The organism is Polynucleobacter sp. SHI8, assembly GCF_027944005.1.
Classification (GTDB): domain Bacteria; phylum Pseudomonadota; class Gammaproteobacteria; order Burkholderiales; family Burkholderiaceae; genus Polynucleobacter.
The window spans coordinates 1,871,767-1,897,937 of sequence record NZ_AP027204.1 but is presented as its reverse complement, the minus strand read 5'-3'; the positions used below and the strand labels follow the sequence as shown (position 1 = coordinate 1,897,937).

Annotated in this window: 33 protein-coding genes; 12 read left to right on the top strand and 21 right to left on the bottom strand. The window is 39.9% G+C overall.

Annotated features, from left to right (window positions below):
* Window positions 1–55 precede the first annotated feature (55 nt).
* From QMN06_RS09540 to flgA, 4 genes are all read right to left on the bottom strand, one after another.
* Complete coding sequence (locus QMN06_RS09540) at window positions 56–700, bottom strand: response regulator transcription factor (protein WP_281969892.1); 645 nt, start codon at window positions 698–700, stop codon at window positions 56–58.
* 67 nt (window positions 701–767) lie between these two features.
* Window positions 768–1,235 carry a flagellar protein FlgN gene (locus QMN06_RS09535; protein WP_281969891.1) on the bottom strand — a complete coding sequence of 156 codons (468 nt, stop codon included), beginning with the start codon at window positions 1,233–1,235 and terminating at the stop codon, window positions 768–770.
* Window positions 1,236–1,249: 14 nt separating this feature from the next.
* On the bottom strand, window positions 1,250–1,558 hold the full coding sequence (flgM, locus tag QMN06_RS09530) for a flagellar biosynthesis anti-sigma factor FlgM (RefSeq protein ID WP_281969890.1): 309 nt from the start codon (window positions 1,556–1,558) through the stop codon (window positions 1,250–1,252).
* A gap of 87 nt (window positions 1,559–1,645) precedes the next feature.
* On the bottom strand, window positions 1,646–2,359 hold the full coding sequence (gene flgA, locus QMN06_RS09525) for a flagellar basal body P-ring formation chaperone FlgA (RefSeq protein WP_281969889.1): 714 nt from the start codon (window positions 2,357–2,359) through the stop codon (window positions 1,646–1,648).
* A 165-nt stretch (window positions 2,360–2,524) separates the two neighbouring features.
* Here flgA and flgB point away from each other — a divergent pair, with 165 nt between their 5' ends.
* The 11 genes from flgB (at window position 2,525) to flgL (ending at window position 12,519) form a co-directional block, all read left to right on the top strand.
* The gene (gene flgB, locus QMN06_RS09520; RefSeq protein WP_281969888.1) at window positions 2,525–2,920 is read left to right on the top strand and encodes a flagellar basal body rod protein FlgB; all 396 of its coding nucleotides are present in this window, start codon (window positions 2,525–2,527) and stop codon (window positions 2,918–2,920) included.
* A 5-nt stretch (window positions 2,921–2,925) separates the two neighbouring features.
* Complete coding sequence (flgC, locus tag QMN06_RS09515; protein WP_281969887.1) at window positions 2,926–3,330, top strand: flagellar basal body rod protein FlgC; 405 nt, start codon at window positions 2,926–2,928, stop codon at window positions 3,328–3,330.
* Between the two features lie 9 nt (window positions 3,331–3,339).
* The gene (locus tag QMN06_RS09510; RefSeq protein WP_281969886.1) at window positions 3,340–4,029 is read left to right on the top strand and encodes a flagellar hook assembly protein FlgD; all 690 of its coding nucleotides are present in this window, start codon (window positions 3,340–3,342) and stop codon (window positions 4,027–4,029) included.
* 25 nt (window positions 4,030–4,054) lie between these two features.
* Window positions 4,055–5,458, top strand: a complete 1,404-nt coding sequence (locus QMN06_RS09505) for a flagellar hook protein FlgE (protein ID WP_281969885.1) — start codon at window positions 4,055–4,057, stop codon at window positions 5,456–5,458.
* Between the two features lie 21 nt (window positions 5,459–5,479).
* Window positions 5,480–6,226: a flagellar basal-body rod protein FlgF gene (gene flgF, locus QMN06_RS09500; RefSeq protein ID WP_281969884.1), complete on the top strand. Its 747-nt coding sequence runs from the start codon at window positions 5,480–5,482 to the stop codon at window positions 6,224–6,226.
* Window positions 6,227–6,240: 14 nt separating this feature from the next.
* Window positions 6,241–7,023, top strand: a complete 783-nt coding sequence (flgG, locus tag QMN06_RS09495; RefSeq protein ID WP_281969883.1) for a flagellar basal-body rod protein FlgG — start codon at window positions 6,241–6,243, stop codon at window positions 7,021–7,023.
* Window positions 7,024–7,043: 20 nt separating this feature from the next.
* Entirely contained in the window at window positions 7,044–7,739 is a 696-nt protein-coding gene (locus QMN06_RS09490; protein WP_281969882.1) for a flagellar basal body L-ring protein FlgH, read from the top strand.
* Between the two features lie 76 nt (window positions 7,740–7,815).
* Window positions 7,816–8,877 (top strand): flagellar basal body P-ring protein FlgI, encoded by a 1,062-nt coding sequence (locus QMN06_RS09485; protein WP_281969881.1) that lies wholly within the window; start codon window positions 7,816–7,818, stop codon window positions 8,875–8,877.
* Window positions 8,878–8,888: 11 nt separating this feature from the next.
* The gene (gene flgJ / locus QMN06_RS09480; protein WP_281969880.1) at window positions 8,889–9,833 is read left to right on the top strand and encodes a flagellar assembly peptidoglycan hydrolase FlgJ; all 945 of its coding nucleotides are present in this window, start codon (window positions 8,889–8,891) and stop codon (window positions 9,831–9,833) included.
* Window positions 9,834–9,896: 63 nt separating this feature from the next.
* Window positions 9,897–11,555, top strand: a complete 1,659-nt coding sequence (gene flgK / locus QMN06_RS09475; RefSeq protein WP_281969879.1) for a flagellar hook-associated protein FlgK — start codon at window positions 9,897–9,899, stop codon at window positions 11,553–11,555.
* A 13-nt stretch (window positions 11,556–11,568) separates the two neighbouring features.
* Entirely contained in the window at window positions 11,569–12,519 is a 951-nt protein-coding gene (gene flgL / locus QMN06_RS09470) for a flagellar hook-associated protein FlgL (RefSeq protein ID WP_281969878.1), read from the top strand.
* On the opposite strand, the gene fliR is transcribed toward flgL, so the two are convergent.
* The 13 genes from fliR to fliF form a co-directional block, all read right to left on the bottom strand.
* Window positions 12,512–13,297: a flagellar biosynthetic protein FliR gene (fliR, locus tag QMN06_RS09465; RefSeq protein WP_281969877.1), complete on the bottom strand. Its 786-nt coding sequence runs from the start codon at window positions 13,295–13,297 to the stop codon at window positions 12,512–12,514. The two genes, flgL and fliR, sit on opposite strands and share 8 nt — an antisense overlap.
* Window positions 13,298–13,309: 12 nt before the next feature.
* Entirely contained in the window at window positions 13,310–13,579 is a 270-nt protein-coding gene (gene fliQ / locus QMN06_RS09460) for a flagellar biosynthesis protein FliQ (protein WP_281969876.1), read from the bottom strand.
* Window positions 13,580–13,583: 4 nt separating this feature from the next.
* The gene (gene fliP / locus QMN06_RS09455; protein WP_281969875.1) at window positions 13,584–14,276 is read right to left on the bottom strand and encodes a flagellar type III secretion system pore protein FliP; all 693 of its coding nucleotides are present in this window, start codon (window positions 14,274–14,276) and stop codon (window positions 13,584–13,586) included.
* A gap of 64 nt (window positions 14,277–14,340) precedes the next feature.
* Window positions 14,341–14,667 carry a flagellar biosynthetic protein FliO gene (gene fliO, locus QMN06_RS09450; protein WP_281969874.1) on the bottom strand — a complete coding sequence of 109 codons (327 nt, stop codon included), beginning with the start codon at window positions 14,665–14,667 and terminating at the stop codon, window positions 14,341–14,343.
* Window positions 14,667–15,038: a flagellar motor switch protein FliN gene (gene fliN / locus QMN06_RS09445; protein WP_281969873.1), complete on the bottom strand. Its 372-nt coding sequence runs from the start codon at window positions 15,036–15,038 to the stop codon at window positions 14,667–14,669. The genes fliO and fliN overlap by 1 nt, the downstream gene beginning before the upstream one ends.
* Before the next feature lie 27 nt (window positions 15,039–15,065).
* Complete coding sequence (gene fliM, locus QMN06_RS09440; protein WP_281969872.1) at window positions 15,066–16,028, bottom strand: flagellar motor switch protein FliM; 963 nt, start codon at window positions 16,026–16,028, stop codon at window positions 15,066–15,068.
* 5 nt (window positions 16,029–16,033) lie between these two features.
* Window positions 16,034–16,537 carry a flagellar basal body-associated protein FliL gene (gene fliL, locus QMN06_RS09435; RefSeq protein ID WP_281969871.1) on the bottom strand — a complete coding sequence of 168 codons (504 nt, stop codon included), beginning with the start codon at window positions 16,535–16,537 and terminating at the stop codon, window positions 16,034–16,036.
* Window positions 16,538–16,575: 38 nt separating this feature from the next.
* A complete protein-coding gene (locus QMN06_RS09430) occupies window positions 16,576–18,192 on the bottom strand; it encodes a flagellar hook-length control protein FliK (protein ID WP_281969870.1) in 1,617 nt (538 codons plus the stop codon).
* On the bottom strand, window positions 18,189–18,632 hold the full coding sequence (gene fliJ / locus QMN06_RS09425; protein WP_281969869.1) for a flagellar export protein FliJ: 444 nt from the start codon (window positions 18,630–18,632) through the stop codon (window positions 18,189–18,191). The genes QMN06_RS09430 and fliJ overlap by 4 nt, the downstream gene beginning before the upstream one ends.
* 39 nt (window positions 18,633–18,671) lie before the next feature.
* Entirely contained in the window at window positions 18,672–20,066 is a 1,395-nt protein-coding gene (fliI, locus tag QMN06_RS09420; RefSeq protein ID WP_281969868.1) for a flagellar protein export ATPase FliI, read from the bottom strand.
* Entirely contained in the window at window positions 20,063–20,740 is a 678-nt protein-coding gene (locus QMN06_RS09415; RefSeq protein ID WP_281969867.1) for a FliH/SctL family protein, read from the bottom strand. The genes fliI and QMN06_RS09415 overlap by 4 nt, the downstream gene beginning before the upstream one ends.
* A complete protein-coding gene (gene fliG, locus QMN06_RS09410) occupies window positions 20,733–21,725 on the bottom strand; it encodes a flagellar motor switch protein FliG (protein WP_281969866.1) in 993 nt (330 codons plus the stop codon). Before fliG ends, QMN06_RS09415 begins: the two co-directional genes overlap by 8 nt.
* On the bottom strand, window positions 21,718–23,430 hold the full coding sequence (fliF, locus tag QMN06_RS09405; protein ID WP_281969865.1) for a flagellar basal-body MS-ring/collar protein FliF: 1,713 nt from the start codon (window positions 23,428–23,430) through the stop codon (window positions 21,718–21,720). The genes fliG and fliF overlap by 8 nt, the downstream gene beginning before the upstream one ends.
* A gap of 222 nt (window positions 23,431–23,652) precedes the next feature.
* Here fliF and fliE point away from each other — a divergent pair, with 222 nt between their 5' ends.
* Window positions 23,653–24,012 carry a flagellar hook-basal body complex protein FliE gene (gene fliE, locus QMN06_RS09400; protein ID WP_281969864.1) on the top strand — a complete coding sequence of 120 codons (360 nt, stop codon included), beginning with the start codon at window positions 23,653–23,655 and terminating at the stop codon, window positions 24,010–24,012.
* A 7-nt stretch (window positions 24,013–24,019) separates the two neighbouring features.
* On the opposite strand, the gene QMN06_RS09395 is transcribed toward fliE, so the two are convergent.
* Genes QMN06_RS09395 through fliS form a run of 4 tightly spaced genes read right to left on the bottom strand, consistent with a single transcriptional unit; the run spans window position 24,020 to window position 26,154 of the window.
* Window positions 24,020–24,316 carry an EscU/YscU/HrcU family type III secretion system export apparatus switch protein gene (locus QMN06_RS09395; protein ID WP_281969863.1) on the bottom strand — a complete coding sequence of 99 codons (297 nt, stop codon included), beginning with the start codon at window positions 24,314–24,316 and terminating at the stop codon, window positions 24,020–24,022.
* Window positions 24,300–25,325, bottom strand: a complete 1,026-nt coding sequence (locus tag QMN06_RS09390; protein WP_281969862.1) for a flagellar hook-length control protein FliK — start codon at window positions 25,323–25,325, stop codon at window positions 24,300–24,302. The genes QMN06_RS09395 and QMN06_RS09390 overlap by 17 nt, the downstream gene beginning before the upstream one ends.
* 14 nt (window positions 25,326–25,339) lie before the next feature.
* Complete coding sequence (locus tag QMN06_RS09385) at window positions 25,340–25,681, bottom strand: flagellar protein FliT (protein WP_281969861.1); 342 nt, start codon at window positions 25,679–25,681, stop codon at window positions 25,340–25,342.
* Complete coding sequence (gene fliS, locus QMN06_RS09380; protein ID WP_281969860.1) at window positions 25,681–26,154, bottom strand: flagellar export chaperone FliS; 474 nt, start codon at window positions 26,152–26,154, stop codon at window positions 25,681–25,683. The genes QMN06_RS09385 and fliS overlap by 1 nt, the downstream gene beginning before the upstream one ends.
* Window positions 26,155–26,171: the final 17 nt, after the last annotated feature.

Below are 26,171 nucleotides of genomic sequence, written 5' to 3'. Positions count from 1 at the left end.
GAAAAACTAGGTAAATTGACTGCAATTCAAGCCTTCAAGTTTGAAGGTGAAATATTCAGTCTAAGAGATTGTTTTTAATTGCAAAACTGATCAGCTCAGAATTATTTTTGAGCTTTAATTTTTGCAAAATACGACTACGATACATGCTGATAGTTTTGACAGAAAGAAACAATTTTTCAGCAATATCTGAAACAGTTAGACCTGATGCAAGCATTTTGAGCGTTTGAAACTCTCTAAATGACAATTTATCTTGCGGGCTTTCATCATCGCCGGAGTGGATACGATCAGCAATGAGCTGAACCATGGTTGGACTGAGGTATTTTTTACCTCCAAGAACTGTTTGAATCGCTTCAATATATTTCTCAAATGATTGATTTTTATGCAAATATCCGGCTGCTCCTGCTTTGATTGCGTGCATGGCATATAAATTTTCATCATGCATAGAAAAAATCAATACAGGCAGCTTGGGGATTTCTTTTTTAATTTGTTTGATGAGCTCAATACCATTGGTATTCGCCAAAGTTATATCCAACATCAGTAAGTCGGGTTTTGATTTAACACATAAATCAACAATATTATCGGAGCCGTCGCTTTCTGCAACGAGTTCTAGATGATCATGTGAGTTGATCAGTAATTTAAGACCTTGACGGACGATGGCATGATCATCAACTACAGCAATATTGTATGAATTATTTTGCATTTACAGCTAAATCCTTAAAGTTACTAATATCTGACAAAAGTATTAAATTTTGTATTAATTTAAATTATTAACCAAGAATATTAAATTTTGAAATATTTGAAGATTCACTTCCAGGACCATAAATACTTTGTGTTGGATCTTTACCAACTAAAATTTGCAAGGCCGCACGGTTCGATGAACTCAACATTTGAATCATCTTACCATTTTGGTTGTTGATTTGTTGGCAACTTTGGAGAATTTGGATTAATTTATCCCAAATTTGGTGCAATTCTGGTGAATTTTGTTCTTGAATCCAATGTGGAATTAGAGATTCATCCTTTGGAATAGAAAAGGAAGTCAGCCCTTGATTACGCTGGGTTTTTAATTGTAAGAAAGCTTGAACCAGAGTATTTTTCTTTACAGTAATATCAGGTAGCTCTTGTAAAAGCTGTTGTGTCAAAGCCCCTTCTTCCTCACTTAAGAGGGTAAGAAGTTCGTTTGACATTTCCAGTTCCTTCTTAAAATGCTCAAGAAGGGTATTACGATTTTCACCCAAGGGACACTAAATCCTTATGCTTTATTCGAGCGGGATTGAATTAAGTCCTTTACAGATGCGATTAAACCATCAGCGACCATTTCAGAGTTAACCTGAAAACGGCCTTCAGATATCGCTGCCTTGATATCAGCAACTTTTTTCGCATCAAATACAGCGCTAGATGAAGAAGCTGAAGCAATGCTTTTCGCATCTTCAGAAATCTGCACTGAGTCTGAACTCTGTGCGACATCATTTGCTCCATCAACAGATTTTGCCGATTTGGCATTACCCGATCCAACCTTTGCGCTAGGGATATTAGCAACTAATTGATCGATTTTCATCATATTCTCCAAAAAAACATTACGTCTTAATCACTTTAACGACCACCTTTAGAAAACCTTTAGCATTTATTTCATAAAAATTTAAAAAAACTACTTCAGGACCTCTACAAGGCCTCCAGAACGGGCAATTCCATTAATAATTTGTCCTGAGGCCATCTTCACCTGAACATTTTGCCCTAATGCGGCACTGTTCATGGCTTTTCCCTCAGCGTTAATTCGAAATCCAGATCCACCGATTGCTACTTTGACGGTTTGACCGAAATTGATGATGTATTCATTTTTTAGGCCGGTTCCTATCATCGGAGTTCCAGCTTCTATAGTACTGATCACGGCTTTACCGATGATTTGTTGAGGGTCACTGACCGTATTAAATGGAATATTTTCAGGAAAATCTTTTTTAGCCATCAAATCAGCCTCACCAATAATATGACCTGACTCTAATCTGACTTTATTGACGTAATAGATCTTTTTTTGCGAAACGCTAGCATTTAGATAAATTGTCCATGGTTGTGGTGAAAAACATTTTGCAGAGACACGCACATTACCATTTGCCCCAGGATTGCTAGAAGGGGTAAAAAATTCTAGCTTTTTACATTCAGGAAGGTTCAGATTTTCTTCTGGTACTTGAACCTGTACTTTGGAATCATTGTTATTACCAAACTTCATTTTTAAATATTGCTCTGCTTTCGAGACGAGGTCTCCCATATCTTGAGTGTCAGTGTTTACTCCGTAACCCACCTGTGAAGATAAGATTAGTACCGTAAAAAATACTAATTCTAAAAAATATTTATAAGTTCTATACATGCTTCCATTCTAAGGGAAAGAGTAGAAAATAGGGGAACATTAAAGCATTAAAGAAAGAACAAATTAGGGGTCTTATTACGCATTTAGTTCACAAAATTCAACATATGATTCAAGTTATGGAAATTCTTGTCGTTAACAAAAATTTTTTATTTTGGTAAATTGAAAATGCAAACTAGATTAGATCGAGAAATTGGATTCATGGAGCAGGGACTGAAGTTGCGTTCACAACGCCAACAAGTCTTAGCTACGAATATTGCCAATGCTGATACGCCTAATTATAAAGCACAAGATATCGACTTTAATCAAGCCTTGAAATCTGCCCTCAGTGGATCAAGCACAAGTTCTGGTTTAGTTGCTACTAACCCACGTCACGTTACAGATGCATCAAGCGGCAATGCTCAGGTTCAAGCAAGAAAGCAACTCCAAAGCAGTGCAGATGCTAATACAGTAGATATGGATGTCGAACAATCGCAGTTTGCTGAAAACGCATTGCAATATGAAACTTTAGTCACATTGATTAATAGTAATTTTAAAAACATTAACAGCGTCATGCAAGGATAAAAGTTATGTCATTACTTAATGTCTTTCAAATATCAGCTTCCGGAATGTCGGCACAGTCATTGCGTTTAAATACGACAGCTAGTAATTTAGCCAATGCGGATAGTGCAAGTGCGCCAGGTGGAGTACCTTACAAAGCTAAGCAAGTACAGTTTATGGCTGCGCAATTACCCAATAGCAATGCTCTCGGTGTAAAAGTAGATAGAGTGATTGAAGATACAGCACCACCTAAATTAGTTTATATGCCAGGTCATCCACAAGCTGATGAAAAAGGGTATGTTGCAATGCCTAACGTCAATCCTGTAGAAGAAATGGTCAATATGTTGTCCGCATCACGTTCATATCAAACCAACGTCGATACGATGAATGCAGCTAAGTCGATGTTGTTAAAAACATTAACGATCGGTCAATAAGGATAAATCATGCCTACATCTGTTATCACGAGTAATAATTACAACGTAACTCCTGCTTCAAAAGCACATAGTACAGTTTCTTCATCAAGTACCAATGATCCAAATAGTGTTGCAGCACAACAGGACACTTTTTTGAAGTTGCTAGTTACACAGATGCAAAATCAAGATCCATTAAATCCAATGGATAACTCTCAAATGACGAGTCAGATTGCGCAGTTAAATACAGTGCAGGGTATTAATAAACTTAATACGACAGTTGCAGCATTGCAAACACAATTGCAGGCATCTCAAAACTTACAATCTACAAGCTTTATTGGTAGAATAGTTTTGGCACCTGGATCAAGTTTAAGCCTAACAAATGGTAGTGCTCAAATGGGGGTAGATTTAGCCTCAGCCTCTGACTCAACCATGATTCAAATTAAAGACATTAATGGCAGTGTAGTGAGAACATTTGGAATTGGTGCTGGCGTTGCGGGCACTAATCAAATCACTTGGGATGGAAAAAATGATGCAGGTCAAACCATGCCCGATGGCCAATATAAATTTGCAGTATCTGCTTCGGCAAATAATCAACAAGTTCAAGCAGCGACTCTTGCTTACAGCTTAGTGAATAGCGTTTCGATGAGCAGTACAGGAGTTAAATTAAACACAAATCATTCTGGCGACGTTGATGTTAATAGCGTTCGTCTAGTTAAGTAATTTTTGAATATAAGGGAGCATTCAAATGGCATTTAAAATTGATCCATCAGTATTAAATTCAGCATCTTTAAGACTTGCTGTGATTGGTAATAATATTTCAAACTCAGGAGTTACGGGATTTAAAGGCTCTGACTTCTCGGATGTTTTAGCCAGCAGTTCACCATCAGGCGGGTCAAATGGAGTTCGTGTAGCGGGTTCACGTCAACTCTTTACTCAAGGAACGGTTCAAACATCTAGTAATAGTTTAGATATGGCAGTCAACGGTAAAGGTTTTTATCGTTTATTTAGACCCAGTGACAATAGTTATGGATACACAAGAGATGGCTCATTTAATTTAGATAAAAATGGATATATTACGAATCCATCTGGAGATATTCTGACTGGATATGGAGTTGATGCAAGTAGTAATGTGAGTGTTGGTACTCTGAAGCAATTGCAAGTAGACACGCGCAATTCTGCTCCTAAAGCCACTGAAAATGCAACTATGAATCTACTTTTGGATTCGCGTTACCCATCTATTTCAAATGCACAACACCCATTTAACCCAGCAAATGCTGATACTTATACTAGTACCACTATTAGTACAATTTACGATCAACAAGGTTCATCGCATACTTTGCAGTCTTATTATGTGAAGAGAAGTCCAGGTTCGTGGGATTTATACACAAGCATTCAAAGCACTGATGGTAGCGTCACTCAGTCAACTAACTCAATCTTTACGCCTGGCACTCCAGCTTCTGGAACGCTAGGACAACCAGGATATGTTCCTGCAGTTCCAGCGAGTACGGCGTATTCACCTACAGCGACGTTACAGTTTGGTCAATCAGGCACATTGAGCGGATACCAACTGTATCAACCAGGTGGAACTGGTTATGTTCCAGGAACGCTAGTACCGGTAAGCATAAATAATGAAAATCCCACGCGGATTCGCCTTGGACTTGAATATACGGATAGCTCAGTAGTAGTATCGCAAACATCACAACCTAATGCACAATTCAATCTTGATATCACAAGAACTCAACAATATGCTTCAGATTTCTTGGCATCGACGCAACAAGATGGCTTCCCAACTGGTCAATTTCAGAGTGTTTCTGTTGATAAAGACGGAACTTTATATGCAAATTACTCGAGTGGTCAATCGCGTATTGTTGGAGAGGTAGTATTAGCCACTTTTCCAAGTGAAACGAATTTAGCGCAAGATCGCAACAATCAGTTTGTTGAAACTGCCGCTTCAGGATCGCCAATTATTAATCAGCCGGGTAAAGGTGGTGCAGGTCAGGTATTAGGTTCATCGATTGAAACTGCTGGTGTTGATCTTACCTCAGAGATGATTAAGTTGATTTCTGCACAAAGAACTTATCAAGCAAACTCTGAAGTGGTCAAGCGTCAAGACCAAGTGATGCAGACCATTATTGGTATCGGTCAGTAATTTAAGAGCGCATAAGAAGCTATGGATAAGTTAATCTACACTGCAATGACTGGAGCCTCCCAGGCCATGGAACAGCAGGCTACGACATCACAAAATTTAGCGAATGCTAATACAAATGGATTTCGTGCGCAGATTGATTCATTTCAGGCGATACCTGTAATGGGACCGGGATCTTTAAAAACAAGAACTCAAGTATCTAATGCTACGGTTGGTACAAGCTTCTCTATGGGGCCGATATCGCAAACTGGTCGTGATCTAGATGTTGCCCTACAGGGGCCAGGCTGGATTGCCGTTCGATCAGAAGATGGCTCTGAAGCCTATACCAGAAATGGTTCATTTGAGGTGTCGCCAGCTGGCATTTTAATCACGCAGGCAGGATTGCAAGTGGTTGGGGATGGTGGTCCGATTACGATTCCACCTGACTCTAAGTTGATTGTTGGTAAAGATGGAACTTTATCCACATTAATACCTGGGATTGTGCCAGCGGCTGTAAATGCCTTAGGCCGTATCAAACTGGTTAATCCTCCCGAAGAAAATATGGTTCGTGGTGATGATGGATTGTTCCGTTTAAAACAAGGTGGTGTAGCTCCGTTAGATCCTAATTTGACATTAGTCGGTGGAGCATTAGAGGGTAGCAATGTCAATTTAGTAGATTCGATGGTAAGAATGGTGAATTTGGCAAGGTCATACGATACACAAATCACCATGATTAAAACTGCTCAAGATAACGCTGCAAAATCTTCGCAGATTATGAATTTGAACTCTTAATTTAGGAAAACGCAATGATACGATCATTATGGGTAGCTAGAACGGGAATGGAATCCCAGCAAGCACAAATGGATACAATTACCAATAATTTGGCGAACGTAAGTACCAATTCATTTAAAAAATCCAGAGCCGTTTTCCAGGATTTGCTTTATCAAAACGTACGTCAACCCGGTGGACTTTCTTCTCAGCAAACCATATTGCCTTCAGGTTTGCAAATGGGAACAGGATCAAGAGTAGTAGCCTCTGAGAGAATTTTTACGCAGGGTAATCTACAGCAAACTTCGAATGATTACGATATGGCTATTCAAGGTAATGGATTTTTCCAGGTACTGATGCCTGATGGTACATTGAACTATACGCGTGATGGAGCCTTTCAAAAAGACAACCAAGGGCAATTAACTACAGCTAGTGGATATATTGTTCAACCAGCAATCACTATTCCAATTGATGCCTTGTCATTAACTGTCTCTAGAGACGGAATTGTATCGGTTACACAACCCGGAACAACAACCCCAAATCAAATTGGGCAGTTGCAGTTAGTTTCTTTTTTAAATCCAGCTGGACTGCAAGCGAATGGTGAAAATTTATTCTCAGAAACTAATGCATCTGGAACACCGGTTGCTAATATTGCTGGCACGAATGGTTTAGGAACGATTTCTCAAGGTTATGTAGAAACATCGAATGTAAACGTGGTAGAAGAGATGGTCAATATGATTACTGCCCAACGCGCCTATGAACTGAATAGTAAAGCAGTAACCACCTCTGACCAAATGTTACAAAAATTAAACGACCTTTAATTGAATAAAAGGAGAAGCTAATGAAAATTTCAATACCAAATCAAAAAACAATTCAATGGATGAGTTTAGGACTTGTGATTGCTTCATTAGTTTCCTGTGCAGGTGTTACGCCGACCACTATTACAAATGGCCCATCTACTTCAAAACCAGTTCCTGAGATTGTGTATAAAAATAATACTGGTGGGATTTATCAAGAGAGAACTTTTAGACCTTTATTTGAAGATAAACGTGCGCGTTATGTTGGTGACACGATTACGATTATCATGACTGAAACCACATCTGCTAATAAAAAGAATAATGCAACCTTGAACAGTACGGGTAGTGTTGCTATTAAGACAACAAATTATCCTGGGGAAGGCAGTACGAATGATCTTGCCAATTTAAGCCCACAGGGTGGCGGTACTCGTAAGTTAACTGCGGAAGATTCGGGTATTGCGCAAAATGCCTTTAATACCACTTTAGCTGTAACAGTCAATGAAGTTTTACCTAATGGAAATCTAATTGTGAGTGGTGAAAAGCAAATTGGCTTTGATAAGAGTACTGAGTTCATCCGCTTCTCTGGCGTGATTTCTCCCGCTTTTATTTCAGTTGGCAATACCGTGGCTTCAACTCAAGTTGCGGATGTGCGTGTTGAATATCGTACCAATACGAATGTAGACAAGTCTGTCATTGCTAACATGATTAATCGTTTCTTCTTCAGTATGTTCCCACTCTAATATGAAGATAAATAAACCCTTTTTTCAATCCCGACAACTCACGACGAATGGTTTCGTTGGGATTCTTTTCTTTCTGATGTTATGTGTGCTTCCCGTCGGTTCACATGCTGAACGTATCAAGGATATTTCGAATATTCAGGGTATACGTGATAACCAATTAATGGGTTATGGTGTAGTAGTTGGTTTAGACGGTACAGGCGATGTTAGTCCATTAACTACACAGGGAATTATCAGTGCGATGATTCAGTTGGGTGTTAAGTTACCACAAGGCGTGAACTTAAATGCCAAGAATATTGCTGGTGTTGCAGTCACTGCAACATTACCCCCATTCGCCCAGACTGGACAAACCATGGACGTAACAGTTTCTTCATTGGGTAGTGCAAAAAGTCTGCGCGGTGGAACATTATTATTGACAGCATTAAAAGGTGCTGATGGTCAAATTTATGCAGTTGCTCAAGGTAACTTATTAGTGGGGGGCGCTGGCGCTTCTGCTGGTGGCAGTTCAGTTACTGTGAATCATTTGAATGCTGGACGTATTGCTGGTGGTGCAACTGTTGAAAAAACGGTTGAAGTTGCTGTTGGTCAGGGTGATACCGTTACTCTAGAGCTTAAGGATGCTGACTTTACAACTGCCAGTCGAGTGGTAGCAGCCATCAATAATCGATTTGGACAAAGTACAGCTGCTGCAATTAATAGTCGTGTGGTTGCCGTAAGAGCCCCGATGGATTATGACAGTCGAGTCAGTTTTATGAGTGATTTGCAATCACTCAATGTGAAATCTGCGGATGTTTTAGCAAAGGTTATTTTGAATGGCCGAACTGGTTCAGTCGTCATGAATTCATCAGTAACAGTTAAAGAATGCGCAATTGCCCATGGTAATTTATCCATCGTCATTAGTGCAACGAATGAAGTTAGCCAGCCAGGAGCATTTTCTGGTGGACAAACTGCCGGTGTGAGTAATGCACAGATTGATATTACTAGTCAGCCTGGTTTGGTTGTGCGCTTACCAAATTCAGTCATGTTGGCAGATGTCGTTAAAGCTTTAAATTCAATTGGTGCAACACCACAAGATTTGTTAGCAATCTTGCAGGCTATGAAAGCTTCGGGTTCTTTAAATGCTGAATTAGAGATTATTTAAGGATTTAGACCATGTCAAGTTATCCAATGAGTCCTGACCAAAGTAATTCTTTAGCTATTGACGTCAAGAATTTAAGAGGCATTAAGACTGCTGCAAAGCAAAATTCTCCTGAAGCCCTAAAAGCAGCCGCAAAGCAGTTTGAGGGTTTGTTTATCAATATGATGCTGAAGTCGATGCGTGATGCAGTGCCAAAAAGTGGTATGAATGAAGGCCCAGCACAAAAAACATACACTTCCATGTTGGATCAGCAATTAAGTCAAAACATTGCCCAACGAGGTATTGGCATTGCAGACATGATGATTAAGCAGTTAAAAGCGCGTGAAAATACGATTGCACCCCCTGATGCGTCTAATTTAGGAAAAACCCCACAAGCCCAAGTGAGTGCAATTACGAATGAACAAAGTCCCATTGCGCAGATGGCTAAATACCAGGAGCAATTGGCGATTCAAGCAGCAAAAGAAGCTTCTGAGCGACCATCTTTGGGACAGCGTTTCTTTAATGGAGTTCAAGATTTTGTGAATGGTGTTGCCGATGGGGCGCGGGTTGCCAGTCAATTGACAGGCATTCCAGCATCATTTATTACAGCCCAAGCAGCATTGGAAAGTGGTTGGGGAAAGCGTCAAATTTTGAACCAAGATGGATCTACTAGTCATAATTTGTTTGGTATCAAAGCTGGTGGTTCATGGACAGGAAAAGTTGCTAAAGTATGGACAACCGAGTTTATTAATGGATCATATCAAAAAGTTTTAGCGGATTTTCGTAGTTATGACTCTTATGAAGAGTCTTTTAAAGATTATGCTTCATTATTGACGAATAGCCCAAGGTACAGGGGCGTCATCGCTAATGGCGCAAATCCAGCAGGATTTGCTGAGGGCTTGCAAAGTGCCGGATATGCAACTGATCCGAATTACGCTTCCAAATTAAAGAGCATTATTCAGAATATTAGGGTATCTTAAATGCTAATTAGCCCTTATGTTTTCATTCAGTTTGCCGTAAATAGTATTACTGAGGAGTAAAAAATGCCAGATCTTTTATCGATTGCTAGTACTGGGATTGCTGTTTCACAAACAGCGATTAATGTAACTGGTCAAAATATTGCTAATGTTTCGAGCACGGGATACACTCGTGAAAAATTAGATCAGACTTCTGCAACAGTTGGTCAAGGTGCTCAAATCCTTGGAATTTCTAGAGTTTATAACCAATTTTTAGCTGCTCAAGCTAATGCCGCAACAACCGCCAATAGCTCATCTAGCATTCAGTACAATCAAATACAGTCACTGAACGGTATTTTGACTGATCCAAATGCAGGTATATCACCTGCAATGTCGAATTTTTTTAATTCTTTACAAGATGTTTCCAATAGTCCTTCAGATATAGCTCCTCGTCAAAGCGCCATTGGCTCAGCGCAAAATTTAGTTAGTTCAATGAACTATCTTCAAAGCACAATTGATAATATCAATATAGATATCAATACCCAACTAGCACAAAGTGTTTCAAGAATCAATCAATATGCTGATCAAATTGTGACATTAAATAAAGAGATTGTTGGTATAAAAGATCAGTCCACCCTAAATTCTTTAAAAGATCAACGTGATACAGTAGTTAATTTGTTAAGTAAAGAAGTCAGCGTATCAGTTTCGAATCAAAATTCAGAGTATTTTGTTTCTATTGGAAGCGGTGTGCCTTTATTGGATTCTACGAAAAGCTTTCCTGTTAAATTAAGCAGTAATCCCTTAAATTCTTCCCAGTCAGAGGTTGTTATTAGTGGTACTAGTAACTCTATTTTTACATCTAAAAATTCTCCAGGTGGGATTATTGGTGGCTTGATTAATTTTCGCTCGAATATCCTGAACCCAGCTACAAATAATATTGGTCTTGTTGCGTTGGGTTTAACTACCGAAATTAATAACGCACAAACACAGGGTAGTTCCTTAAAATCAGTTACGCCCCCAACGGGAACCGCATTATTCGATGTAGGTGATATTCTTGTTAAAGGCAATTTGAATAACACATCTACCAACTCTATTACTGTTGTGTTTAATTCTTCATTAGCGGCAAATCCTGGGAATCCTTTAGCATATTTGAAGAATGTCACTACTAGCGACTATACATTTGCGTTTGATGGCACAAGTTATTCACTTACAAGAAATTCCGATGGTAATGTGATTACCCAATCTACAACTGCAGATATGGTGGCAGATGGTATGAAAATTTCGATTCCAAATGGAATCGCAGCTGGCGACTCATTCAGGATTAGTCCAACTGCCAACGCAGCAAGGAATTTTAGTTTACTTACAAATGACCCTTTATCTTTTGCAGCCGCTGCAAGTGGTGCGGCAACCCCTAGTGATGTGAAGAGTGGCGATAACACGAATATGATTAATTTATTACGTGCGCAAACCAACACCAATTTAAATAGTGGTTCAAACACAATAACTACTTTGTTTAATCAGTTTGTAAGTAATATTGGAAGTCAATCTCATGCACTTAAGGTACAAAATGCCTTTGATGAGAGCGTTGCACAAAAATCTTCACAAGCGCTAGAGAATGATTCAGGCGTTAACTTGGATGAGGAGGCTGCCAATTTGATTCGCTTTCAACAGGCTTATCAAGCCTCAGGAAAAGTCATCCAAATTGCTAAGCAAATGTTTGATTCCATCTTAAATATCGCTCAATAAATTAGGATAAATCATGAGAATCAGTACCTCTAATTTTTACAACAATACAACCACACAGTTGAACGAATTACAAAGTTCGATTTCAGATTTGTCTACGCAAGTATCTACTGGAAAAAAAGGTATTACACCTCAAGATGATCCAGCAGCCTCTGTGCAAATATTAAGTCTTTCTCAAGTGTCGTCTGCTGATGCTCAGTTTACAAAAAACCGTATTGCCTTGAAAAGTACGATAGGAAGTGCTTCTTCTGCCTTAAATGGGATGGTTGAAACCTTGCAAGGAGTAAATGAGCAGGTGGTTTATGGTAGTACAGGATCTTTATCCAATCAAGATCGAGCAACAATTGCCACTTCATTAAAAGGTCAGTTGAATCAGTTAGTGTCATTAGCAAACTCGAATGATGGAGCTGGCCATTACTTATTTGCAGGTTTTAATGTGGCAAGCAATCCATCAGCCGTAAGTCTTTCTACTGGCTCAGTGAGTATTAATGGAACACCGGTTACCTATGACGAATACACCTATCAAGGAACTACTAGCACAGCACAAATTCAGGTTGATGTGGGGAGAACAGCAGGGCTTGATGTGACTATCCAAGATTTATTTGGCTCTGATGCGAATAATTTCATGAATAAATTAAACAAGGCTATCACTGTTTTAAGTAACCCAAATCAAACGGCTACTGATGTAACAAGCGCATTAAATGATTTAGCAGGTTCTTTCAAAACAACATTTGATAATGTCTTAAAAGCTCAGTCTAAGGTTGGTATCACCCAGAATCAGTTGGAAAGTATTGATACTTTGAGTGTTAATAAAGGCAATAGTACTGCGAAGGTTTTATCTGCACTTCAAGATACAGACTATAACAAGACTTTATCTGACTTAGCGCGTCAGCAAGTTCAATTACAAGCTGCCCAAAAATCATTTCAGCAGATCAGTAGCTTATCTTTATTTAACTATATTAATTAACCATTGCCGAAGTGATCATTCTGATAGTTTCAATACCATCAGCTAAGGTTTTAATAAATGGTTTAATCATATAAGGTAGGCTAACGAACATCATCCCGAGTCCTACAGCCATTGTTATTGGAAAACCAATCCCGAAAATATTCAGTTGTGGAGCAGCTTTGGTTAAAACCCCAAGAGCGATATTGGTAATGAGTAGAGCAGTGACGATAGGAAGAGAGATTTGTAGACCAATGCTAAATATTTTGCCACCTAAAAAAGCGATGTCTTTAAAACTCTTGATGTTGAGACTCACTTGATCCATGGGGACGATATAAAAACTTTGGATTAGACTATCAATCATCAGTAAGTGTAAATCGGTAGTAACAAATAAAAGAATTAACACAGCAGAGAAAAATTGACTAATGACCTGAGTTTGAGACTGTGTAAGGGGGTCAAAAAAACTAGCAAAACTCATACCCATCGACATACCAATTAAATCACCTGTCATTTCAATAGCCGTAAAAAATATCCGCATGACAAAGCCAATCGAAATACCTATGATGAATTGGTTCACCAAACTGGCAAGTCCCGCGAATGAAAAAGGATCAGTAATTGATTGAGGAGGCAAAATGGGCGCAACTAAGATCGTAATTGCAAGTGCCAGACCAACTCTGGCCATCATTGGAAAGTTAGTTGTGCTGAATAAAGGAGAACTGCTAAAAAGTCCTAATATGCGGGAAAGTGGCCACATAAAGGCAATGACCCAGCCCATCAATTGATCCGTCGTAAATTGCACCATCAGATAAGCTCTTTAACCGCCAAAGTTGGCAATGCTACTGATGGTGGCTCGAAAGTAATCAGAAAATATCGAAAGCATCCAGGGGCCGACTACAACTAAAGTGACCATGATGCCGAGTAATTTAGGAATGAAAGAAAGGGTGGCCTCATTAATTTGCGTTGCGGCTTGAAAAATACTCACAATCAAACCAATGACTAGAGCAACTAACAAAAGAGGTCCTGCCATGTAGATAGCAATCTCCAAAGCATGACTAGAAAGGGCGAGTGTTTGTTCAGGCGTCATTTGGTTATGTAAAGCTTTGTGCTAAAGATCCAAGTAAAAGCTGCCAGCCATCGACTAAAACAAAAAGCATCAGTTTAAAGGGTAAGGAAACAATTGAAGGAGGAACCATCATCATCCCCATCGCCATTAAGACACTGGCAACCACCATATCAATAATTAAAAAAGGAATAAAGATCGTAAAGCCAATTTGAAAGGCGGTTTTAAGCTCACTCGTGACAAATGCTGGTACCAAGATGGTAAAGGGCACATCATTTGCATCCTTGATATCTGCCGAATTTGACATTTTGATATAAAGCGCCAAATCTGTTTGGCGAGTTTGTTTGAGCATAAAATCTTTTAAAGGAACAGCCGCTCTTTCCATTGCTTCCGTTGTAGAGATTTGATTCGCAGAGAGAGGTTGATACGATTTTGAATAGATTTCATTTAAGACTGGGCTCATAATGAAAAAAGTCATAAATAAGGCAAGACCAATTAATACTTGATTAGGTGGAGAGCCTTGGGTTCCAAGAGCAGAGCGCAGTAAAGAAAGAACAATGATGATGCGAGTAAAACTGGTCATCATTAAAATAATGGATGGTAAAAACGTTAAAGACGTCAGAAGAATCAGTAGTTCAATCGATAAACTATATGTTTGACCACCGCCTGGACCTTTGCCTACATTCAGACCTGGAATACCTTGAGCAAAACTTTCAGGCATGAAAAATATCAGACAGACAAAGAGTAACGCGATATATTTGAGACGACTTAATCTTTGCATCGTATTAACCATTGGTATTCTTTTTTGTCGTTAAGTACGTCTGTAGCCATGATGGATTTACAGTATTTATCTCTTCGTTGATGTTAGGCGGATTTTGTAAAGTCAAAATATGATTGATGGATGAGCCAGTAATGCCGATGAGAATCCACTCACCATTGACTTCGATAAGAGCTAGGCGTTCTTTAGAGCCCAGTGCAATCGAGGATTTGATATGAATCAAACTTTGATTGCCTGGTAGCTTTAATTGCACACGGCGAATCACATAGGCAAAGCCAACAATGACGCCTAAAACCACTAAAAGCGAGAGACTCGTTTGAATGAGGGGATTCATTAACGATTGAGCTTCCTAATACGTTCAGCAGGCGTAATAATATCTGTTAAACGAATACCAAATTTATCGTTAATTACAACAACTTCCCCTTTAGCAATTAAGGTGCCATTTACTAAAACGTCTAATGCTTCTCCAGCTAAGCCATTGAGACCCACAACAGATCCTTGAGAGAGTTGCAGGAGATTTTTAATTAGAATTTTAGTCCGACCTAATTCAACAGTTAATTGAACCGGAATATCTAAAATAAAATTGATATCTTGAGCACTTTGATTTTGGCTTGCATCAGCAGAAAAATCCTGAAACACATTTGCTCCAGCTGCTTCAGGCGCTTGACCATTTTCCGTTTCGTTTGCAGTTTCTTCAGCCATCATTTTTCCTTTTCAAACCTATCAGATTACTTATTCATTAATTTTGATTAAATTTTCAACACGTATTGCGTACTGATCTTCAAATTGACCATAACTTCCATTGAGAATTGGAACACCATCTATCTTGAGCTCTATGAGCGAATTTAAATTCACAGGAATGATATCTCCCACCTTCATGTTCATCACTTTTCGTAAACTAGTATTCACTGTACAAAGATCAACAATTGCTTCAACTTCAGCAGATTTTAATTGTTGTTGCATGAGCATTGTCCAACTATCATCGACATTTTCAGGTTGACCTTGAAGATCATTTGAGAGTAATTCTCTGATCGGTTCAATCATGGAGTAGGGAAAGCAAAAATTCACCAAGCCACCAATGGCACCAATGTCGATACGGAATGTCGTAATAGCTACTAATTCTGTGGGACCGGCAATGTTCGCGAATTGCGTATTAATTTCTGAGCGCAGGAACGACATACTGATCTTATAAACTGGATCCCAGGCCTTGGAGTAGCTATCAAAGATAATATTGAGAACTCGCTGAATAGTCCGTTGTTCAGTTGGAGTAAATTCTCGACCAGTACCCTTAACTTGGAAACGGCCATCACCACCGAAAAAGTTATCCACAAAGAGGAAAATGAGATCAGGGTCAATTACAATTAAAGCCGTACCGCGTAAAGGCTTAATTTGAATCAAATTAATATTGGTTGGTTGAGCCAAGGTTTTTAAAAATTCACCATACTCCGTCACCTTAATCGCACCAGAAGAAACCTCTGATGAACGTCTTAAAAAGTTAAATAGTCCAATACGGAGAAGACGTGTAAAACGTTCATTAATGAGCTCTAGAGTCGGTAATCGACCACGACCAATATATTGCTGTTCCGCAAGATTAAACTCGCGAACTTCACCATCGTATAGTTTGTCATCGCCTGAAGTAGAGATACCCTCTAAGAGGGCATCTACTTCATTTTGGGACAATATACTTTCAGCCATGGCAATTATTGAATGACGAAAGCCGTAATGAGAACTTCAGCTAATTCTGGAGGAGTAGCTCCCTCAGCTAACGGCTTTTCGATTGCTTCTTTAACTTGTAGTTTTAGAGCTTCTTTACCTTCTTCCGTGCCAAGCTCTTCAGCGGTTTTGCTACTGAGTATTGAAAGTACCCGACTTCTGACGGAGGGTAAATAAGTTTTCAGGCGTGCGCCATCTTTGTCGCCTTTCATTTGTAAGGTAATGGCCGTTTGTAAATACTGACCACCACCACTGAGATTCACGGTGAAAGGGTCTAGAACGACATAAATCGGATCTTTTGGCTCCGCAGCTTTTTTTACTTCTTCCCCTTGCGGAGCCTCTTTTTTCATTCCAAGGAAGTAGTAACCTGCACCACCGCCAATGAGTAAAACAAGAACACCAATAATGATAAATAACATCTTTTTTGATTTTTTTGGAGCTTCATCTCCATCAGCAGCTTTTGGATCTTCTTTTGGTTTTGCGTTTGCCATTTGTATAAATTCTCTAATAAAAGGTTAATAAAATTCTGTTAAGCGTAGGTATTTATTAAACCAATTCCTTGTGACGATTCTGTGGAAGTGATCTCGGGAAGTGAGAAATCTTGGCTATTTCCTTTTTTATTGGCTGTAGAGCCATATTGCTCTGAACTAGATTGGTTTCTAGCGCCAACATCGGCTTGACCTAATTGCAAACCGCTTTGCGACATCATTTCACGTAAAGTGCCTAGATGGTCCGTAATGGCTTGTCTAACTTCCGGATTATTTGACATAAATTGTACGGAAGTTTGTTGTGCTTGATCCGTTTGTAATTTGACCTCAATTTGACCCAGATGAGGAGGATTAATTGTGATCGTGGCATTTTGCATCTGATCTTTAATCATCCAAGTGACACGTTGATTGAGGGCTGGGCCCCAATCAGGACTTTGAAACGGTGTTTGAATGTGATTCTCTGAAGCAGTAGAAGCCTGATTCGCTGAAACCTCATGATTTTTCTGGGTAAGATGCTCAGCAAATTGCATCCCAGTACTTGAATTATTGACTAATGAGGCATTCTCGAGCCCATTAGTAATCGTGGATGATTGATCTTTCGCTAAAAATGAAAAGTTATTTTCTGAGATTGTTGAGTTGGATACTTGATTCACGACATTCGGGGTAATTGGTGATATGAATGGACTAGAAGTATCGCGATTTGCTCCTGAATTACCCAAATCATATTTAGACTGTAATTGTGAGAGTTGTTTAGTAATTTCTTGATTTTTAGTTTCAGATAAACGCGCTTGTATCTGGGCGGGATCGAGAGTCAAATCTGCATTCTTTACAGATACATCTTGTGAATTTTGATTTTCAATCTTATTTAAAGCATCTTTCTGAAAAGAGTTCATTTGGTCAGACGATTGCTTATTTAATGAAGAATTGAATGACTTAGCAGGTAAAAGCGTTTCGTCTTCAGAAAGTTGTTGGGGAGTATTGTTTATTGTTTGAGCATTGGATTGTGACATTAATGAAGCGAGCATCATTTGCGCACTTGTAACATTACTTGGATCTGCTGCCTGAAGATCTTTTTCTGTCCTGATTTCTATTGGGTTGAAAACATTGGACAGAGTTGGATCAATCGTATTTTTTGAGCTTACATCATTCAAAAGAATGGGTTGTGACTTACTTGCAATGAGTAAATCTTTGTTAAGAGGTTCCTTAGTAGTTAGTTCTTTCGTTTGATTATTTTGATTCGAAAGATCCTTAGTAATTAATTGTTTTAATGATTCAACTTCGTTTTGTGCCGCAGGTGCTTTATTACTTGATTGGGTTAAAGCATTTAATAAATCGTTCATATTCAATGTATTACTTGCAGGCGCTTGGGCACTGATTGAATTATTTTTTACCAATAATGACGGAATAGTTTCATTTGCCACAACTAGAGAAGGCATATCAGATTTAGTACCAACTACAGGGGCAACTGCAGGAGTAACTACAGGAGAAGCTATAGGTGTGACTGCAGTAGAAGCTGAAGGCGTCTTATCCATACTTTGCATGGCATTACTTAAAATATTCCCAAATGAACTCGCACCATCTGAAGCAATTTCAGTAGTCGCCTTAGGAGAGATCATTTGTGTAGCAGCAGAAACAGCGGTTGAGATTATTGGGGTCATAGCATCCTTGCTGAAGCAAATTTTCTTGCGGCAAATTCATCAGTATTTTTTTGGTCAAGACGCGCTTCGATAAGAGCCGTTTTTGCTTGCGATCTTTTAATTAGGGCCTCAAATGTGACAGACTTTCTTTCACATTCTTGCCAATGTTTTTTGGCCAGTTCAACTTGATTTTCAGAATGAATAATACTGTTTTCTTGTTGCTTGATAGCAAGTTCAATCTGTTGCATGAAGTTTTGACTATTAATTAATTGTGCAACCTTCAAGCCCATTAACATTTGTTGTTGAAGCTTAGCTCGATAGTCATCGAGGTAATTTGTTAAAAGATCCGCCTTCCCGCGTGCCTCATTTAGAGCGGCGATTTCCTTGGCTAAAGCAGTTGCTGCAGCAGTCGATTGCTGGCGCGCTAAATTTTCGAGGGTTTGAAGGACATTGAGATTCATCGTGAATCTATTATGGTGGAACTTTAGGGTATTTAAAGCTTAGAAAAGAGAGGAAAGTTCCCCTAAACTCTGAGGAATGGTTACCTTTTCTAAAATACCTTGCTGTAAAAATGCCTCAATTTGGCTATTTTTGGCAATTGCTTCATCTAAAACGGGGTCGCTACCAGCGCTGTAGGCCCCAACATTGATTAAATCCCTATTTCTTTGATAACGTGAGACCAGTTGTTTTAACTTGCGCATGAGTTTTTGTTGATCTTCACCCGTAATCGTGTGCATGCTACGACTAATTGATTTCTCAATATCGATAGCGGGGTAGTGCCCAGCATCCGCCAATTCTCTACTTAAAACGATGTGACCATCCAAAATCGCCCTTGCAGAGTCTGCAATCGGATCTTGCAGGTCATCACCTTCAGTCAGAACCGTATAAAAAGCAGTAATCGAACCCCCACCTTCTGAGCCATTGCCCGCACGCTCGATCAGAACCGGGATTTTTGCAAAAACGGATGGCGGGTAACCTTTTGTAGCTGGAGGTTCACCAATCGCTAGAGCAATTTCACGTTGAGCCATACCATAACGGGTTAGTGAGTCCATAATTAATAAAACGTTTTTACCTTGATCCCGAAAATATTCAGCAATCGCCGTTGCATAAAAAGCGCCTTGTAAACGCAATAGGGGAGGATTATCTGCTGGGGCGGCGACCACTACAGACCTTGCTAAACCATCCTCTCCTAAAATATCCTCGATAAACTCCTTCACCTCTCGACCCCGCTCACCGATTAAGCCGACGACTACGATATCTGCTGTGGTGTATCTGGCCATCATGCCAAGTAGCACGCTTTTGCCAACACCCGATCCTGCAAATAAACCCATGCGTTGCCCTTTACCCACCGTCAAACAAGAATTAATGGCACGGATTCCGACATCTAACACCTCTTTAATTGGCGCTCTTCGAAGTGGGTTGATGGGAGGAGAATACATCGGGGCGGTTACAGACCCATCAATTGGAGGGCCTAAATCAAGGGGTTTGCCAGTAGCATCTAGAACACGCCCGAGAAGGTGATCGCCAACGGGTAATCCCCTTCCTTTAACACTCGCACTTTGGATCTCTTGAGTGATTTGATCAAAATGAATGGGTGTTGGTGGGGGTTCAGAGGGAACAACTACTGCCCCTGGTTTGACACCTTCTACATCACCAAGAGGCATTAAAAATAATCGACCACCTTCAAATCCTACAACTTCAGCTTCAACACGCTTTCCATTGGGTAAAGGGATATGGCAAGGACTGCCGATTGGTAACTGCAGTCCAACCGTCTCCATCACCAAACCCGCTACCCGAACGATCCTACCATTGACCTGAAATAAGTTCGTTTGAGCAACTTTGCGTTGACAATAATTGAGGAAAGATTTGAGTTCAAACTCATCTTCAGCGATCATTGCTCTGAACCCGAGAGTAGGGAGGGGTCTTTACCCAGTGCTGCCATCATTTTTTCGAAACGTTTTTCAATCGTGGCATCCACATCATGACTACCTGTTTCCAGACGACAACCACCACGAGAAATACCATGATCGTGCACAATGCGCCATCCAGCATCACTTAAAGATCGCCCCTGATTTGCTTCAATGAGAAGAGCATCTTGAGGATTTAAGAGAAGTTTTGCTGGCAATTGAAGGATAGGGACTTGCTCGAGCGCTTTTTCTACCACATCGAAAATGATATCGGGCTGTTTTTCAATGGATCGTAGTGTTACTGCCCGCGCTAAATCAATCGAAAGGTCAATGATTTCTTGAGAGATATGCTCTCTTGAATACGCATATAGCTTTTGTAAGTTAAACGTGATTTCAGATAAATAATTAACCGCTTCTTGAATGTGTTGTTGACCCTCCAACATGGCAGTATTCAAACCCTCAGAATGACCTGCTTGTTTGCCATCTTCATAGCCTTTAGAAAAACCTTCTTGGACAGCTTTTTCTTTACTATCAATCAGCTCTTGAGCCAATTTAGCAATCAGAGGATTTTTGGATAAATCCTGCTTATTTTCTTTTAAAGTGTTGAGTTCCCAGCGTGTTGCTATGAATGGTGGATTTTTTTCTAATGGCGTATTAGACATAATCATCATCTGTTACTTTGAGGTTGATTTTACCTTCCTCAATCATGCGATTAATGACTTGTAAAATCTCCCGTTGTTGCGCTTCTACCTCAGCCACACGTACAGGACCTTTTGTTTCTAAATCTTCCCTTAAAGTTTCTGCAGCGCGTTGCGACATATTATTTAGAATTTTCTCTTGTAACTCATCTTTAACGCCTTTGAGAGCGATCACCAATACATCAGAAGAAACCTCTGCCAAAATCGATTGAACATTTTTATCATCTAAAGTCATAATGTCTTCAAAGACGAACATATTATCTTTGACCAACTGGGCAAGTTCTGGATTAAATTCTTTGAGACCATTCATCACTGATGATTCTGTGTCGCCATTTAAAAAGTTCATGATTTCAGCAGTTACACGAACGCCACCAAGGTCACGTTTTTGCGAGTTATCGCTAATGGTAAGTAATTTAGTTAATACGTCATTGAGCTCGTTCAGAGCAGCAGGTTGTACACCATCTAGGGTAGCAATTCGTAGAACTACATCATTACGCACATGCAAGGGTAACTCTGCCAAAATAGCACTCGCTTGGAAGCGAGGTAAGTGAACTAAGATAGTAGCGATAATTTGCGGATGTTCATTTTCAATCAAATCGGCAACTGCTTTACTTTCCATTGATTTCAAACTGTCAATACCAGTAGATCCCCGACGATCTAAAATTCGGCCAATCAAAAATCCAGCATCTTCTTCACCTAATGCTGAAGTCAAAACCCCACGAATATATTCCTCTGAGTTGATCCCCAAGGCTGTGGTTTTTGACATTTCATCACTAAATGAGTCTAGGACATCATTCAGAGTGTCTTCACTGATATTGGACATCACCGCCATTGCAGAACCGACCTTCTGTACTTCACGGCTATCTAAGTATTTCATGACCTCGGCAGCACGATCCTGACCAAGAGCGAGCATCAAAACAGCAGCTTTATTGATTCCGTTTTCACTCATTTTCGTTTACCCAATTTTTGATGATTCCAGCAACAATCTTCGGATCTTGAGAGGCCATTTCTTGAGCAAGTTCTAAACTATCTTTACTTTGTTTGACAAAATTACGTCTTGAACGTTGAGGAGTTACCTCATTGCCACTCGCATCAAATTGAGGGTTTTGAGAAGGCTCATTTGGTTCATTGTTACCCATTGACTCAGTATTCGTAACACCAGGAGCACCACCTGCAGTAGCTAGTTGAGTCGAACCTGCCGACGTACCAATCCCGTCTTCATTAATTCTCTTTAGTAATGGTTTTAGTACCTTACTGTACAGAATGAATAACACAATTGCCGTAATTAAATACTGAAAAATTGATTTTGCATTAGACATCGTTGCATATGGCTTCCAGATTGGATCAGGTTTTACTTCTTCTTTTTCTGGTTCGGTAAATAAACTGTTGACGACATTTAAAGAGTCACCACGATCCTGATTAAAGCCCATAGCATCTTTAACAAGAAGGGTGATTTGATTCTTTTCATCATCATTGAGAGCGCGATATGTGGCTTTGCCTTGGTCATCCACCTCTTTTTTATGGTTTACTAAAACTGCAACACTTAAACGGTTGATACCACCCATCGATTTAGAAACATAGTTGACGGTTTTATCAAGCTCGTAATTAACCGTATTATCTTTTTGTGTGTTCGTTGGAGTTGGTTGGGCGGTGGTTACCGGTGCAGTACTTGCTTTATTTGCAGGGGCTTTACCCGCTTGATTTGATGCCGCACCTGGAATGCCAGCTGCAGTAACAGGCTCCATACTTGCAGCTTCTTTCGTTTGCAGACTTCTAACCGAACTCGTTTCAGGAGTAGCATTTGGTTTATAAGATTCAGTAGCTTGTTCACTTCTCGTGAAATCAATTTCCGCAGTTGCTTGAGCATGGACATTACCATCCCCCACCATTGGAATTAAGATGGATTCAACTCGTTTTCTAATACTATCCTGAATCTCTTTGACGTATTTCATTTGTTCGGGGTCAAGTTGGGCGGTATCGTTCGCTGATTTATCATTTCCCGATAGAAGTTTGCCGGTTTGATCCACAACGGTCACTGCATTGGAAGTGAGTTCAGGTACGCTACTAGAAACCAGGTGAATGACCGCATTGACTTGTTGTTTATCGAGCGTTCTGCCGGAGTTGAGGTTCACTAATACAGAAGCCGTAGGGGTTTGTTTCTCCCGCACAAAAACTGACTGTTTTGGGATAGCAAGATGAACACGAGCCCCTTGCACGACCCCAATTGAAGAAATCGTTCTTGCTAACTCACCTTCTAAAGCACGTTGATAATTCACCTGCTCAATGAACTGAGAAGTACCCATTTTTTGGTTCTCCATCAGTTCAAACCCAACATTACCTCCACGCGGTAAACCCTGTGCAGCTAATTTAAGACGAGCATCATAGACCATCTCTGCAGGCACTAAGATTGCATTACCACCTTCAGAGAACTGATAAGGAACGTTCATGGTCTGAAGGGAGGCGATGATGGCACCACCATCTTTATCTGAGAAGTTGGTAAGCAAAATACCATAGGTAGGTTTTTGACCCCACAGAAACACCCCCGCCATGATCGACAAGACCAATGCAAGGCCTGCCCCTAAGGCAAGATTTCTACCTAACGCCGATTGAAAAAATCCCATAAAGCTATTGGGTGATGGAGGATTTGTAGCCATTTATAATGTTCTAGTTCAAAATATAAGTTAGTTCAAAAAGCGTAAATCATTCAAGAAAATAGAAAGATTTAATTTTCAGACCCTATTTTGCCTAATTTGCATGAACTTGTTGAGATGAATAAGGGGCAGAAAAGGCCTTTAATCGTTGACTTAAATCTAGAATGCTTGGCTATGATGATATCCATTGGAGAGTAATGACTTATTTGATATGAGGAAATCAAGATGGTGACAGCAATTGGAAGTGCGGCGATTCAAGAAATGCTTGCGCAGATTCGCTCTACTGTTGATCAAACTAAAAATGCAAGACCCATTAACCCTATGGGTAATGGTGATTTAGGTGGAGTTTCCAATGCTCCCCGCGCAGATTTTGCACAAGCACTCAAAGCACATCTTAGTGAAGTCTCCAGCATGGAGAAGAACTCCAATGATTTAGGAAAGCGTTTTGCCCTAGGCGACAACAATGTCAATTTATCAGATGTCATGATCTCAAGTCAAAAGGCCAATATCGCTTTGCAATCAACGGTTCAAGTCAGAAATAAGTTGGCTTCTGCATATCAAACCATCATGAATATGCAAATTTAAGCAGGCTTTATTTTGAACCTGCTTTGAGAGCTGGGGGAATCGCAGCTTCAATTTGATAGAGCCAAGCAAGAAGTTCTGCAACTACTAGATATAGATTTGCTGGAATTTCTTGGTCAAGATCAATATCCATCAAGAGTGCAACTAGTTCTTTTGATTCATGGACATAAACCCCATTCTCTTTGGCGAGTTGAATAATTTGTTCAGCAATGACGCCTTTACCTGAGGCAACCACAACCGGAGCTTTAGAGCCTGCGCCATAAGCCAGTGCCACCGCATTTTTTAAGTTTTTAGGACTTTGATCCATCTTTTTCAACTAAGAATTGGGTCATTTGAGTTCCTGTGGCTTCTAATGAGAGATGTAATTGATCTTTTGCTTGGATGAGAAGATTGGCTGAATCTGGTTGTTGAGCTGAAATCCTAAAACCAGCAGAGTTACCCGCTAAGTTAATCACCGCATGTATTTGTCCGAGTTGTGGCAGATGAAACTTCACCGAAGTTTGCCAAGATTTTTCCTCTGGAGCAACTGTATTGGAGGATTGCTTGGGAGTGTCATCCTTAATTTGCCATTCAAAAGCTTGCCCTGGAATTAATTCCCCACGCCAAATAAATTGCCGATTTTCTTGGGCATTGAGTTGTGCTGGAATGAGTTGCGTTTGGGGTGATTCAATGGGTTGATCAGGCGAGTTTTTGAGGAGCGCTTTAGTTTGGTTTTGTGGTTCTTGTTTGACGAGTTCGAGTGAGCGTTCACCGTTTGCCCATTCTTTTAGGTGAGACTCATAAAAAGCCCCGCTGAGTTGGACTGCTTGATGTAAATGGCCTGGTAAATCACTCGCCATTTGTTTGATATCAGTAGGCGTCATAGGCAGTAGTGATTGATTGCCCTTGATGTGATTCGTTTGAGGATTATTTGGATCCGCAGTTTGGAGTAATTGGTTTAACAGTTTTGCACCTGAGCTTAAATCAACACTTTCAGGATTGGAGGATAAGCTTGGATTGTTCAGTTGAAATGCAACATCGGGAGCGGGCTTGACTAATTTTAATTGGATCGTATCTCCAACACCAAGTCCAGGAGGAAGCTGCATTTGTAACTGTGTACCCTGAGTTTGGGGAGGTATAGGGCTAAATTGCACAGTTGCCTTACCATCTTGCATCATGGAAGTAATGACTGCTTGGAAAGATTTGCCAACTTCGAGTTGGTCAAAACGCATTTGCCCTTCAATCCTTGCGTCGCCAATAACAGCGGTACTCCGCAGGATTGCAGTAGAAGAAACGCTTGGAGCACTTACCAGATTCAAATTTGGCAAGTCAGCCATATGAACTCCTTAAATTAGTATGCTCCTGAATTGTAAGCGATGTCTAATTTCATGGATGATGAGTTATTTTTAAGAAGCGATTCAATTTGTTGCATCCATGGCTCCGTTATTTTCCGAATCGCACGGTCAGTTCCTAGAATACTTTGTACCAACTCAAATTTACGATCGAGTAACTGACCAGAGAGCTTTGCAACTGCGTCGAAGCTTTTAAGAGTATTGACCTCTTGATCGCATTGTTTACCTAAGAGATAAAACTCTTCCCAGTTTTTCATCTGAGCAGCTAAGAGCATTTCATGGGTAATCGTTTGGACGTTTTCGTACAAATGAATCACAGTTTCTTCGTTCATTACGTTCATTACGCGCTCGCAGGAGTAAAGGTACTTGTTTGAGGAGCGCTGCCAGCAGCAAATGCATTTGCTGAGAGAGATTTACTTTCTGCCCGAGGAGCAATGGCATCCCAAGTATTTTTCAACTCTAGTAAAAGAGCGTAGATTTCTTTTAACTTGTTCACATCATTATGTAAATTACACATGATCAGTTGTTGACACATATAGGAGTAAAGGGCGTGTAAATTTTGACCAATTTCACCACCTTCTTCCATATTTAAACTAGCATCCAGACCCATCAAAATAATATCGCTAGCTTTGGAGATGGCAGCACTTTTTTCCATCACATTATTTTTTTTCATATGATGTTCAGCTTGAAGGATCGCGATTAAGGCGCCTTCATACAACATGGCAATTAATTTATGCGGGTTTCCTGCAATCGCATTCGACTCGATATTGGTCGAGGCATACGCTTTAGCGGGATTTTTATAAGTGTTAAACATGTCTAATTTCCTTAGTT